We start from the raw sequence: 12,447 nt of genomic DNA on the forward strand, positions 1-12,447 counted from the left end.
CTAAAGTTCAATTTGGATGTAACTTTAGTGCGAATGCCACGGCGGGCATTCATGCTAAAAGCAGCTGTCTCGCGTACTGTATCGTACCGTGTTCGAGGGCGTATCATGAAGTACGGTAGCGTAGCCATTTACTTGGCAGTTGGACTATTTGCGGCAGTAATGCCGGCGGCAGCGCAGCAGGTAGCGGTGGTCAGTCCCGCGACGCGAGCTCCGGAATTTATGCGGGTATACGGAAGTTCCCAGCCGCCATATGGCTTTGTGGCTTTCTGTGAGCGCATGCCTCAGGAATGTGTCGTCACCTCACCGGATGACGCACGTTACCAGGCGACACCTCAGGCGTTGAGCGAGCTCGACGAGGTCAATCGGGCGGTCAATCATGAGATTGAGCCGGCGACCGACCTCGAAGTTTACGGCGTCGTCGAGTACTGGACGCTGCCGAAAACGCGCGGCGATTGCGAAGATTACCAACTTCTTAAGCGCCATCGTCTCATCTCGCGGGGCTGGCCGTCGTCATCGCTTTTGATGACGGTCGTTCGCGACGAAAAGAACGAAGGCCACGCCGTACTTACGGCGCGGACGACGCAAGGCGATTTCATCCTAGACAACAAGGTCGATGTCGTCCGGCTTTGGAACCAGACGCCTTATCACTTCGTGATGCGGCAGTCGTATATGGATCCGAAGGTTTGGGTATCACTCGATCCGAACGATGCCGCGACGCCTTCTGCGCTGTCGGGTGTTCAGTCGGTCAACCAGGGGATCATCGAGACGACGCCTGGTTATCGGTGATGCGACGATAGTCGACGAAAGAACTTTTGCAGGCCGGACAGAAAACCGATCTTTGGCCGTTCCCCCGGCCGATCCCCCGATCGAGTCCGACCTGTTCGCGGGCCGCGTGTCTTCCCCCGAGACGCCGGCCCGCTTTTTTTTGGGCGGTTCATGCAAACTCGGTCAACGAGGTTTTAATGCCGGGATTTCAGGTTTGGGGCGTGAGGCCAGCCGCGTAATGCTTCCACTTTTCGACGTAGCGCCGTGCGCCGCCGCCGAAGCGATGAGCTTCTTCGTCGCTCAGTTGACGAACGACTTTGCCGGGCGATCCCAGAACCATTGAGCGGGGCGGGATTATTTTGCCTTCGGGTATCAGCGCACCGGCGCCGATCACGCATTCCTCGCCGATCTCTGCACCGTTCAATATGATGCTGCCGATGCCGACGAGGCTGCCGCGGCCGATGGTGCAGCCGTGCAGCATCGCCATGTGGCCGACGGTGCAGTCTTCGCCGATCGTGAGCGGGAAGCCCGGATCGGTGTGCAATACGCAGCCGTCCTGCACGTTCGAGCGCGCACCCACCGTAATCAGCTCGTTATCGCCGCGGAGCACCGCGCCGAACCAAACGCTCACGTCCTCCTCAAGCTTCACTTTGCCGAGGAGAACGGCGTTAGGGGCGACCCAGAACACGCCATTCGCGGGCGTGCTCACACCTATGCCATCGAATTTGTAAAAGGGCATCCTGATCGGGCTCTAGACGCCTTCGAGGTCCATATCGAGGATCGCCATCTGAAATTGATAGGACGTCTCGCCCTCTTCGACTTCACGATAAAGCGTCGCGACGAACTCGCCATTGATGAAGACTTCGGCCATGTCGTCTTTCTTCGGCTGCGGCCTGATCTCGAGGCTGGTGGCGCCGAAAGTTTTACGCAGGTACGACTGCAGGCGTGCGAGTTCTTCTTTCTTCAATGTCTTTCTCCTGGACGAATTTCAGAGGCCGCCGAAATCATCAACCCAACCCTGCTCCATTGAGCGGGCGGGTTCGGCGCAACCTGCGCTGCCGACGATTTTCGCGGGCACTCCGGCGACGGTTACGTTAGGCGGCACTTCGGCGAGAACCACCGATCCGGCAGCCACGCGCGAGCAACGCCCGACTTTGATGTTACCAAGGATCTTGGCCCCCGCTCCGACCAGCACATTATCGCCGATCTTCGGGTGCCGGTCACCCATCTCTTTGCCGCTGCCGCCAAGTGTCACCGCGTGCAGGAACGAGCAGTTGTCGCCGACGACTGCTGTCTCGCCGACGACGAAACCCGTCGCATGATCGAGCATGATGCCCTTGCCGAACTGCGCGGCCGGATGAATGTCGACCGCGAACATGCGCGACGACTGGCTTTGCAGATAGAGCGCAAAATCATAGCGGCGGCTCTTCCACAGCGCATGCGCGAAGCGATACGTGACGAGGGCGTGGAAGCCCTTGAAGTACAACAGCGGGTCGAGATAGCGCGTGCATGCCGGATCGCGGTCGTAGACCGCCTGGAGATCGGCGCGGAAAATTGCGCCGATGCCCGGATGCTCAGCCATCACGCTTTGGAATGTTTGCGAGATCAGCCCGGCATCCACGTCGGTGTGGTTCAACCGCTGGGCGAGCCGATGGCAGACAGCGTCTTCCAGCATCTGGTGGCTGAGAACGGTCGCAAAGATGAAGCTGCCGAGCGCGGGCTCGGACTTCATCGCGGCTTCGGCCTCGGCACGGATCTGCGCCCAGATCGGATCGACGATTTGGACCTTGGAAGTGGCTGTCTTTGTGCTCGACACGTCTTGCCTCTAACGCGGATTGAGGGCCTGAAGGCCCGCGCACGCACGCGAACCGGTCCAAATTAGCAACAGCCGATTAACGCCGGCGTAAACCCCGGTCAATCGATCGCGTCATTAACATATACACTTTCTCGCCGCCGCGTGCATCTGCCGCCCTGGCCCCGGTTTGCGGGCCGTTTTATTGCGCCTTAGATGGCCGCCCGAACAGAAGGATCAAGACGCATGGCTCAAGCCGCGGAAGTCGCCAACCCGACGCTGCGATATGTCAAGGACGGAGCCATCGGCTGGATCACGGCCGACAATCCGGCACGGATGAACGCGCTCACGGCTGCCATGTGGGAGGCCATACCAGGCGCGGTCGCGGAAGCGATTGCCGATCCAGACGTCCGGGTCGTCGTTTTGCGCGGCGCGGGCGACAAGGCCTTCTCGGCCGGCGCCGATATTTCCGAGTTCGAAAATTCCAGAACCGGGGATGCCGCCAAGATCTACGACACGTTGAACGACAATGCCTTCAACGCGCTCATTGGCTGCCCCAAGCCGACGGTTGCCATGATCCACGGCTTTTGTCTCGGCGGCGGACTTGGCCTTGCACTTTGCTGCGATATGCGGATTGCGGACGATGCGAGCCAGTTCGCCATTCCGGCGGCCAAGCTCGGGATCGGCTACAATGCACGCTGGGTGCGGCCGATCCTTGCCGCCATCCCGGCAGCGCGCGCCAAGGAACTGTTATTCACTGGACGCCGTTTCCGCTCCGCCGATGCAGAAGCGATGGCCCTCGTTTCGCAACTCGTGACGACGGCGGAACTCGAGGCGACCGTCAGGGCGCTGGCTTTGGAGATTGCCGCGAATGCGCCGTTGTCCGTCGCGGCAGCCAAACAGGTGATCGACGAAATCTCACGTCATCCCGAGAATCCAGATATGGACCGCCTCGATGCCGCCATCGCCGCCTGTTTCGAAAGCGAAGACTATGCCGAAGGCCGCCGGGCATTTCTTGAAAAGCGCAAGCCAGTATTCAAGGGCAAATGACTTGATCGAGCGCATGAAATGGCTTCGCAGTCTTGGCCTCGTGGCTGTCGCTTCCTTGACGGCGACGGCTGCATCGGCAGGCGACAAGACATTGCTCGAGGCGTGTTTTTCGCCGGCTGCACTTGCGGCCGTTCAGGGCGAGGAGGCGATCACGAAGGGCAATCGCTCGTTCGATGCTCAGATCAAAATCAAGGACTTTACGCCGGCGTCTCCCGTTCCCGATGCGCTTCGGGGCGCGATCCGTCGCGTCAACCTTCCGCCTGGCGAGAAAGCAATCGCGCTGACGTTCGACCTTTGCGAACAACGTGGAGAAGTTGCCGGTTACGACGGGCGAATTTTCGATTACCTACGGCAGCAGGGCGTCAAGGCAACGTTCTTTGCGGGCGGAAAGTGGATGGTTTCGCATCAACAGCGCACCGCACAGCTGATGGCCGATCCGTTGTTCGAAATCGGCAATCACACCGAAACGCACGCCAACCTGCGCCTGTTGCAACCTGCCGCGGTGAACCAGCAGGTGCTCGCTCCGCAAAAGGCATACGAGGACGCCCGCAGCCGCTTCGGTGCGGAACAATGTGTTGCGTCGTCAGCGCCGGATTCCATGAGCCGAATTCCGGAGCAGCCGACGCTTTTCCGCTTTCCTTATGGTGCCTGTAACGACGCGGCGATGAAAGCCGTCAACGATGCGGGCATGCTTGCGATCCAATGGGATGTCGCCACGGGCGATCCCGATCCGCACGTCTCGGCTGCACGGATTGCGCAAGCCATGGTGAACGAAGCAAAGCCCGGCTCGATCATCGTCAACCACGCGAACGGGCGCGGCTGGCACACCGCCGAGGCACTCGCGATCGCTATTCCGAAGCTGAAGGCCAAGGGCTATAAATTCGTGACGGTCAGCGAACTGATGACAATGGGCAAGCCAGTGATCACGTCCGAATGCTACGATCGCAAGCCCGGCGACACCAATCGCTACGACTTCCTCAGCGCCCTGCAGCATCCGCTGAATGCGACGGCCAAGAGCGGGGCGACCGCCGCCGTTTCGCCACCGCCCAAATCGCAGACGACCAAAAGCGTCTCGCAGAAACCCTTAGCGACCGATCACTGAGATGACGGGAGCCGACAGACTGCCGGTCTCCCCTCGCGCGGTGACGTTCGAACCGATGACGGCTGAGGCGGCGCAAAGTCTCGGCGAGGCGCTGGCGCAAATCGATCCGTGGGCGCGCTACGATTACACGGGCAAGACGCTCGCCGCGTTCCTTGCCGGCGAAGAGCCGGGCGCACAGCGTTTCCAGATCATCGTCGATCGCGTGCTCGCGGGTGCAATTGTCATCCGGAGCAATTGGCTGCGGGGACCTTATCTGCAGTTTCTCGGCATCCTCCCGGCGTTCCATCGCCAGGGCGTCGGGCGCTCAGCGCTATTGTGGTTCGAGCGCGGATCGGAAGCGGGTGGCGCCCGAAATCTTTGGGTTGTCGCTTCCGATTTCAACGGGGGCGCGCAGGCCTTCTACGAACGGCATGGCTTCGCTCGCGTCGGGATCATCGACGGGCTCGTCACCGAGGGCGCTGCAGAAATACTTTTTCGAAAACGGCTAAGAATTGGTTGAGGGGCCGAACGCGCCGCGGCCGAGTTGCTGGGACAGCCAACGAACCGTTGATGCCTGTGAGGCTTCTTACTGGCGAACGCCCCCAACGTCGTGGTGAATGCAAGCAATTAATTTTGGATCGTTATTGTGCGGCGCATCTCAACAATTCGGCAGTTATGACGGGATGCGATCCATCCCCCGCGCTCATCGCGATAACCGCGCATTTGCAGGGCTTTTCGAAGAGGCCGTCCGTTCGGTCCGGAATTTCCAGTCTATGTTTTTCGGTTAGGCCGTCTGCGCGACGCGGAGATTAATCGTTTTACGGCTTCTCTGCTTCTGCGACGCAAAATGCTTTTTGCTTGTCAGCGATGTCGGCTGTTGCATAGCTTCCGGCCGACGCTTCGAAGAAAGCGAGACGAATTCCAAGGCCTTCAAGGGGGGCCAGTGGCAAGGCTCTGCAGGGCGAACTTAACTCTCTTGCGGTAAGATTGTCGTTTGGATTTCGTGAAACTGGTCGTGCTCGGGACCCATTGAGAGCGACCGTCTGGAGGAAATGCCTGAAACAGTAATCCCACGCGCGATGCTCCAAGGAGCCAACGAGACGGGGGACTATTTCTGGGATGTCTGGCGCGAGCCAAACGACCATACGGCGCGGGACCGGAAAGCGGACCGCGCCGATTTTTTTTTTGAGACGAGCCCTCAGGCCACCGCGGCTGTGCTGGACCGTTCGTAATTCAAAACGGGGGCGAGCCAACGCTCCGTTTCTTCGACAGTCCATCCCTTGCGAGCTGCGTAGTCCTCGACCTGATCCCGCTCCACCTTGCCGACACCGAAATAGTGGCTTTCGGGATTTGCGAAATAAAGTCCCGACACGGATGAACCGGGCCACATCGCGTAGCTCTCCGTCAACGTGATGCCGGTGGTCTTTTCAACGTCCATCAGCTTCCAGATGGTCGCCTTCTCCGTATGGTCGGGCTGGGCCGGATAGCCCGGCGCGGGGCGGATGCCTTGGTACTTCTCGAGGATCAAATCCTCGGCCGAGAGTTTTTCGGATTTCGCATAGCCCCAAAGCTCCTTGCGGACCTTCTCATGCATGGCTTCGGCGAACGCCTCCGCCAAACGATCGCACAACGCCTTCGCCATGATGCGGTTGTAGTCGTCGGTCTTTTTGATGTGACGCTCGATGGCTTCTTCTTCGCCAAGGCCCGAGGTCACGGCGAAAGCGCCTATGTAGTCGGCGATCCCCGTTTCCTTCGGCGCGATGAAATCGGAAAGCGCCACGTGAGCGCGGTTGCGCGTCGGATCGCGGGCGATCTGCTGACGAAGGGTATGCAGCGTCGCCATCCCTTGAGCGCGCGTCTCGTCTGTATAGAGCGCAATATCGTCGCCGATGCTGTTCGCCGGCCAGAAGCCGACGATGCCCGATGCTGTAACCCATTTTTCGGCAACCATGCGCTTCAGCAGCGCCTGGGCGTCGTCAAAGAGCTTCTTTGCTTCCGCGCCGACTTTGTTGTCGGTAAGGATCTGCGGGTAGCGGCCCACGAGTTCCCACGTCTGGAAGAACGGCGTCCAATCGATATATGGAACGAGCGACGCGAGGTTGAAATTCGAGAAGCTGCGCGTACCGATGAAGCTCGGCTTTACCGGCTTGAACGCCTGCCAATCGATCTTGAACTTGTTGTCGCGAGCAGACTTCAGAGTGATGCGCTGTTTGCGCGCTTCGTTGGCGAGATGCGACTCGCGAACCTTGGCGTACTCGGCTTTGATGCCCTCGACGTAAGGTGTCTTATCGGTGTCCGACAGCAGCTTCGAGACCACGCCAACGGCGCGGCTGGCGTCGAGAACGTAGACGGCTTGCCCGCGGTTGTAGTTCGGATTGATCTTGACCGCCGTGTGCACTTTGCTGGTCGTCGCGCCGCCAATCAACAGCGGCATCGAAAAGCCTTCGCGCTCCATCTCACCTGCGACGAAACACATCTCGTCGAGCGACGGCGTGATGAGACCGGACAGGCCGATCATATCGACCTTTTCCTTCTTCGCCGTCTCGAGGATTTTCGCGGCGGGCACCATGACGCCGAGATCGATGACTTCGTAGTTGTTGCACTGGAGCACAACGCCGACGATGTTCTTGCCGATGTCGTGGACGTCACCCTTGACGGTCGCCATCAGAATTTTGCCTGCGGCAGGCTTCTGGTCGAGGCCCGACAATTTTTTCTCGGCTTCGAGGTAGGGCTGCAAGTAAGCAACCGCCTGCTTCATGACGCGCGCCGATTTCACGACCTGCGGCAGGAACATCTTGCCGGCGCCGAATAGGTCGCCGACAACGTTCATGCCGGCCATCAGCGGGCCTTCGATGACGTGCAGCGGCTTTTCCGCCTTGGCGCGCGCCTCTTCCGTGTCGACCTCGATGAAGTCAGTGATGCCGTGCACGAGAGCATGCGTCAACCGCGCTTCGACCGGCGCCTCGCGCCATGAGAGATCTTTCTCCTTCGCCTTCTGGCCGCTGCCGTCGCCTTTGAATTTCGGCGCTGCTTCGAGAAGGCGGTCGGTTGCGTCGTCGCGGCGATTGAGGATCACGTCCTCGCAGAGTTCGCGCAGCTCCGCCGGGATGTCGTCATAAAGCGCGAGCTGACCGGCATTGACGATGCCCATATCCATGCCGGCTTGAATGGCGTGGTAGAGGAACACCGAGTGCATCGCCTGGCGCACTGGCTCGTTGCCGCGGAAGGCGAACGACAGGTTGGAAACGCCGCCCGAGATATGGACGAGCGGCATCTTCTCCTTGATCTGACGCGTGGCTTCGATGAAGGCGATGCCATAGCCGTTGTGCTCTTCGATGCCGGTCGCGACGGCGAAGATGTTCGGGTCGAAGATGATGTCTTCCGGGGGGAACCCGACTTTTTCGGTCAGCAGTTTATAGGCGCGCTCGCAGATCGAAACCTTGCGCTCTATCGTGTCGGCCTGGCCCTGCTCATCGAACGCCATGACGACGACTGCCGCGCCGTAGCGCAGAACCTTGCGGGCATGCTCGAGGAATGCGCCTTCGCCTTCCTTCATCGAGATCGAATTGACGATCGGCTTGCCCTGCACGCACTTGAGGCCCGCTTCGATGACGCTCCATTTGGAGCTGTCGATCATGATCGGAACGCGGCTGATGTCGGGTTCGGATGCGATCAGATTGAGGAACGTCGACATCGCCCGCTCGGAATCGAGCAAGCCTTCGTCCATGTTGACGTCGATGATCTGGGCGCCCGCTTCGACTTGCTGACGCGCGACGGTGAGAGCGCCGGAATAATCGTTCTGCTCGATCAGCTTCCGGAACTTCGCGGAACCTGTAACGTTCGTGCGTTCACCGACGTTGATGAAGGACTGTGCTGCGTTGGCTGTCATTGACGAGAATTCCGTTCTGAGCTGAGAAAGTTCATGCGAAGGCCAGCCATCCCTTGATTGCAAGACCGCGGAAAATCGGCACGAGATCCGTGAAACCAGCGGCGGTCAGCAACTCTTCCTGGCGCTCGACAGTCACCACGGCCACCTTCTTGAAGTTTTGCGCGTTGCTCTCGGCGGCTTGTTCCGAAACCCCGTTCCGCATTGCGTGACGTTTCCAGATGCGCCGCAGCAGTTCGGTGCCGGGCTCGCCAACCAGCCCGACACCATCGACAATCGCGAGAGGCGCGCGCGGCTTCAGACGCGCATGGATTGCCTTGAAGAATGCCAGCTTGGAACCATCGTCGGGAACAAAGTGCGCCGTCAGGATACAGGTGGCGGCATCGAACTCGCGCTCGTCCAGCTCATCGATCTGCATGGTGTGGACTTCGCTGCGATTTTCGACTGGCGTTCCGGCAAGGCGCCGCCGGGCAAGATCCAACATGGGCTCATAGGTATCGACCCCCACGAACGACCATGAGGGATTTTCCATTCCAAGGCGCAGAATTTCTTCACCTCCGCCCGCGCCCAGAACCAGAATCTTTGCCGGGCGGCCGGCAAGGAGCTCGTGGAACGATGCCTCGATAATCGGGAAGATCGCGCGGCGCCCCGGAATGTATTGCTCGACGATTGCCTCGTAATCGTTGCGATCGTCGAGCTTAGGCAGGTCCTGATCTTCGAACTTCAGATGTGTCATCTCATCAGCCATGGACGAACGGTTCGAGACCAGAGAGGCGTAGGCGCGGGTCGTGCTTCGGGAGTGCACGCGGCTTATAGGATTTCGCGTGGCTTGCGATATGCGCGATGTGATCAGGTGTCGAGCCGCAGCAGCCGCCGACGACGTTTATCAAACCATCGGCAAGCCAGGGCTCGACCTTGCAGGCCATCTCGTCTGGACCTTCGTCATACTCGCCCATCGCGTTCGGCAGGCCGGCATTCGGGTAAGCCGAGATACGCACGTCAGCGACATGCGAGAGCTCGGCAATGTACGGCCGCATCAGCTCGGCTCCGAGCGCGCAGTTGAGCCCGATCGAAAACGGCCTCAGGTGCCGCATCGAGTACCAGAAGGCTTCAGCCGTTTGCCCCGACAGCGTACGGCCCGAGCGATCGGTGATCGTTCCGGAAATCATGATCGGCAGCTCGAGATCTTTTTCCTCGAAGACTTCCAAGGTCGCGAAGCCCGCGGCTTTGGCGTTCAAGGTGTCGAAGATCGTCTCGATCAGGATGATGTCGGAGCCGCCGTCGATCAGTCCCCTCACCTGCTCCTTGTAGGCTTCGCGCAACTCATCAAAACTGACGTTGCGATAGCCTGGATTGTTGACGTCCGGCGAAATCGACGCCGTGCGATTGGTCGGCCCGACGGCGCCCGCCACGAAGCGTGGCTTCTCGGGCGTCTTTTTCGTCCATTCGTCAGCTGCGCGACGCGCGAGCTTCGCCGCCTCGACGTTCATCTCATAGGACAGCTCTTCCATGTGGTAGTCGGCCATGGAAATGCGCTGCGCATTGAACGTGTTCGTCTCGATGATGTCGGCGCCCGCTTGCAGATACTTGCCGTGGATCTCCTGGATGATCTCAGGCTGGGTCAGAACGAGGAGATCGTTGTTGCCCTTGATGTCCTTCGAGTGATCCGCGAAGCGCTCGCCGCGATAATGTTCTTCGCCGAGCTTATACCGCTGGATCATCGTGCCCATCGCACCGTCGATGATCAGGATGCGTTCGCTTGCGGCCTTTTCCAGCGCGGCCCAACTTGGTTTGCGTCTCATGTCACGCCTCGACTTTCCTGAAATTTCACGCCGCGTCGGCATTTGCCGTCCTGACAGAGCGCAAGCCCAGCAGATGGCAAATTGCGTAAACGAGATCGGCGCGGTTCAACGTGTAGAAATGGAACTTCTTGATGCCCTCGTCGACGAGGTCCATCACCTGCTCGGTTGCGACGGCCGCTCCGACGAGATGGGAGGTGGCGCTGTCGTCTTCCAGCCCTTCGAAACGGCGCGCGAGCCAGGACGGCACGCTTGCGCCTGCTCGCTTCGCGAAGCCCGCGACCTGCTTGAAATTATGGATCGGCACGATGCCCGGAGAGATCGGCACCCAGATGCCTGCAGCCCGGGCGCGCTCGATGAAGCGCAGGAAGTGCGTGTTATCGAAGCCGAACTGCGTGATGATGCGATCGGCGCCGGCATCGACCTTGGCTTTCAGATTTTCGATGTCAGCCTCGATCGACGGGCTTTCTGGATGCTTCTCGGGATAGCCCGCAACCGAAATTTCGAAATCGGCAATGGCCTTCAATCCTGCGACGAGGTCGGCTGCGTTTTTGTAGCCGCCCGGATAGGGCTCGTACTTCGCGCCGGTTCCTTGTGCCGGATCTCCGCGCAGGGCGACGATGTGGCGGACGCCCTCGTCCCAATACGTCTTGGCGACGGCGTCGACCTCTTCCTTCGTGGCGTCAACGCAGGTGAGATGTGCGGCGGGCTTCAAGGGCGTCTCCTTGAGGAGACGGGTGACTGTCGCGTGCGTACGCTCGCGCGTCGATCCGCCCGCGCCATACGTCACCGAGACGAATTCAGGACCGAGCGGCGCAAGCCGCGTGATCGAAGACCACAGCGTCTCTTCCATCTTTTCGGTCTTCGGCGGGAAAAATTCGAAGCTGACGAGGATGTCTCCCGATCCCAGCAGCTTGCTTTTGCGTTCGCTTGTTTGTGCCATCAACCTGCCCCCTCGCGCACTTCTTCTGCCGGTGCGCCTATTCTTGCGACCGATGCCTGCGCCGCGGGACGTTCCGCCAGCCAGATCGTAACGGTCAGGATTTCTTCGCTGTCGCCGTCCTTAGGTTTCAGATCCTCGGTCGACTTCGGAACGAGGCCGGCATCCTTGAGCCAGCCGGCGACCTGCTCATGCGGGAACCCAAGCCGCTCGTGCGCTTCGCGAGATCGCAAGAACTCGAGATCATGCGGGGCGAAGTCGATGATCAGCAGCTTGCCGCCCGGAGCGAGCACGCGTGCGGCTTCGCGAATGGCGAGCGCCGGATCGGATAGAAAATGCAGAACCTGATGCATGACGACGACGTCGGCCTGCCTGTCTGCGAGCGACAGCGAATAGATATCGCCATGCCGAACCTGGGCGTTGAGGCATCCCTTGGACTTCAGATTGGCCTGCGCGTAGTTGAGCATCGCCTGGTTGACGTCGAGGCCAAGACCGCGCGTGAACCGGTCCGCGAAAAGTTCGAGCGTGCGGCCGGTGCCCGTTCCAAGATCGACGAAGAGGCCGAACGGCCCGTCGCCTATCGCACGGCGCATGGCCGCCTCGACGTCGTTTTCCGCGACGTGCAAGGTTCTGATCCGATCCCAATCGGCAGCGTGCTGTTCGAAAAACGCCTGTGCGGTGGCTTCGCGCTCGCGCTTCAGGGCTTCCGCGCGTTCGCGATCACGCCGGACCGAGGCCTCCGCCGGATCGACGTCCGAAACGAGGCGCAGCGCCAAGCGGCCGCCCGGCTGGCGATCGGAGATATGAAAATAGACCCAGCTGCCGTCGCGGAAGCGCTCGATCAGGCCTGCTTCGCACAGGAGCTTCAGATGGCGGCTGATCCGCGGCTGGCTTTGGCCAAGGATGAGAGTCAGGTCCTTGACGTTGAGTTCGCCCCCCGCGAGCAGGAGCAAAATCCGCAGACGCGTCGGCTCGGCCGCTGCTTTGAGCGCGGCAACGAGATCAGCGGTTCGCATTTCGGGCGATCGATGCATGCGCCACAACATATAAAGATATGTTTATGTGTCAAGTGGCGGAGTTCAATTCCGTTAATTGAACGGCGATACGCGGGTTAACGGCCTTTTAGCTATATTC

The 12,447-nt window shown here is 60.1% G+C and carries 10 protein-coding genes and 2 pseudogenes; 4 read left to right on the top strand and 8 right to left on the bottom strand.

Translation table 11 applies throughout. The annotated features are described in order from the left end of the window. The first annotated feature begins 219 nt into the window (after positions 1-219). Complete coding sequence (locus tag BM399_RS19975) at positions 220-786, top strand: transglutaminase-like cysteine peptidase (RefSeq protein ID WP_280140604.1); 567 nt, start codon at positions 220-222, stop codon at positions 784-786. Between the two features lie 187 nt (positions 787-973). Here BM399_RS19975 and BM399_RS19980 read toward each other — a convergent pair whose 3' ends face one another. From BM399_RS19980 to cysE, 3 genes are read right to left on the bottom strand one after another with little or no spacing between them, the layout of a single operon-like run. Beyond that, the gene (locus BM399_RS19980) at positions 974-1,504 is read right to left on the bottom strand and encodes a gamma carbonic anhydrase family protein (RefSeq protein ID WP_092869560.1); all 531 of its coding nucleotides are present in this window, start codon (positions 1,502-1,504) and stop codon (positions 974-976) included. 12 nt (positions 1,505-1,516) lie between these two features. Next, positions 1,517-1,732, bottom strand: coding sequence for a DUF3126 family protein (locus BM399_RS19985; protein ID WP_092869561.1), 216 nt, complete (start codon positions 1,730-1,732; stop codon positions 1,517-1,519). Between the two features lie 21 nt (positions 1,733-1,753). Beyond that, positions 1,754-2,581: a serine O-acetyltransferase gene (gene cysE, locus BM399_RS19990; protein ID WP_092869562.1), complete on the bottom strand. Its 828-nt coding sequence runs from the start codon at positions 2,579-2,581 to the stop codon at positions 1,754-1,756. A 222-nt stretch (positions 2,582-2,803) separates the two neighbouring features. Between cysE and BM399_RS19995 the strand changes: the two genes are divergently transcribed. From BM399_RS19995 to BM399_RS20005, 3 genes are read left to right on the top strand one after another with little or no spacing between them, the layout of a single operon-like run. Beyond that, the gene (locus BM399_RS19995) at positions 2,804-3,607 is read left to right on the top strand and encodes an enoyl-CoA hydratase (RefSeq protein WP_092869717.1); all 804 of its coding nucleotides are present in this window, start codon (positions 2,804-2,806) and stop codon (positions 3,605-3,607) included. 13 nt (positions 3,608-3,620) lie between these two features. After that, complete coding sequence (locus tag BM399_RS20000) at positions 3,621-4,709, top strand: polysaccharide deacetylase family protein (RefSeq protein WP_092869718.1); 1,089 nt, start codon at positions 3,621-3,623, stop codon at positions 4,707-4,709. 1 nt (position 4,710) lies between these two features. Beyond that, entirely contained in the window at positions 4,711-5,208 is a 498-nt protein-coding gene (locus BM399_RS20005; RefSeq protein ID WP_092869563.1) for a GNAT family N-acetyltransferase, read from the top strand. Between the two features lie 678 nt (positions 5,209-5,886). Here BM399_RS20005 and metH read toward each other — a convergent pair. The 5 genes and pseudogenes from metH to BM399_RS20035 all read right to left on the bottom strand — a co-directional run. Then, positions 5,887-8,553: pseudogene (gene metH / locus BM399_RS20015) on the bottom strand (methionine synthase); the annotation flags it as partial. Positions 8,554-8,608: 55 nt separating this feature from the next. After that, on the bottom strand, positions 8,609-9,322 hold the full coding sequence (locus BM399_RS20020; RefSeq protein WP_092869566.1) for a class I SAM-dependent methyltransferase: 714 nt from the start codon (positions 9,320-9,322) through the stop codon (positions 8,609-8,611). A gap of 1 nt (position 9,323) precedes the next feature. After that, a pseudogene (locus tag BM399_RS20025) lies at positions 9,324-10,376 on the bottom strand (homocysteine S-methyltransferase family protein); the annotation flags it as partial. A gap of 25 nt (positions 10,377-10,401) precedes the next feature. Then, positions 10,402-11,316, bottom strand: coding sequence for a methylenetetrahydrofolate reductase [NAD(P)H] (metF, locus tag BM399_RS20030; RefSeq protein WP_092869567.1), 915 nt, complete (start codon positions 11,314-11,316; stop codon positions 10,402-10,404). After that, positions 11,316-12,329, bottom strand: a complete 1,014-nt coding sequence (locus BM399_RS20035) for a metalloregulator ArsR/SmtB family transcription factor (RefSeq protein ID WP_244531407.1) — start codon at positions 12,327-12,329, stop codon at positions 11,316-11,318. The genes metF and BM399_RS20035 overlap by 1 nt, the downstream gene beginning before the upstream one ends. Positions 12,330-12,447: the final 118 nt, after the last annotated feature.

This window comes from Hyphomicrobium facile (assembly GCF_900116175.1).
GTDB classification, from domain to species: domain Bacteria; phylum Pseudomonadota; class Alphaproteobacteria; order Rhizobiales; family Hyphomicrobiaceae; genus Hyphomicrobium_B; species Hyphomicrobium_B facile.

What these genes read in the sequence shown, in the direction of transcription:
- BM399_RS19980 (WP_092869560.1), bottom strand. Translation starts at nt 1,504, where the DNA reads ATGCCCTTTTACAAATTCGATGGCATAGGTGTGAGCACGCCCGCGAAT.
- metF (WP_092869567.1), bottom strand. Translation starts at nt 11,316, where the DNA reads ATGGCACAAACAAGCGAACGCAAAAGCAAGCTGCTGGGATCGGGAGAC.
- BM399_RS20035 (WP_244531407.1), bottom strand. Translation starts at nt 12,329, where the DNA reads ATGCGAACCGCTGATCTCGTTGCCGCGCTCAAAGCAGCGGCCGAGCCG.
- BM399_RS19975 (WP_280140604.1), top strand. Translation starts at nt 220, where the DNA reads ATGCGGGTATACGGAAGTTCCCAGCCGCCATATGGCTTTGTGGCTTTC.
- BM399_RS20000 (WP_092869718.1), top strand. Translation starts at nt 3,621, where the DNA reads ATGAAATGGCTTCGCAGTCTTGGCCTCGTGGCTGTCGCTTCCTTGACG.
- BM399_RS20005 (WP_092869563.1), top strand. Translation starts at nt 4,711, where the DNA reads ATGACGGGAGCCGACAGACTGCCGGTCTCCCCTCGCGCGGTGACGTTC.
- BM399_RS20020 (WP_092869566.1), bottom strand. Translation starts at nt 9,322, where the DNA reads ATGGCTGATGAGATGACACATCTGAAGTTCGAAGATCAGGACCTGCCT.
- BM399_RS19995 (WP_092869717.1), top strand. Translation starts at nt 2,804, where the DNA reads ATGGCTCAAGCCGCGGAAGTCGCCAACCCGACGCTGCGATATGTCAAG.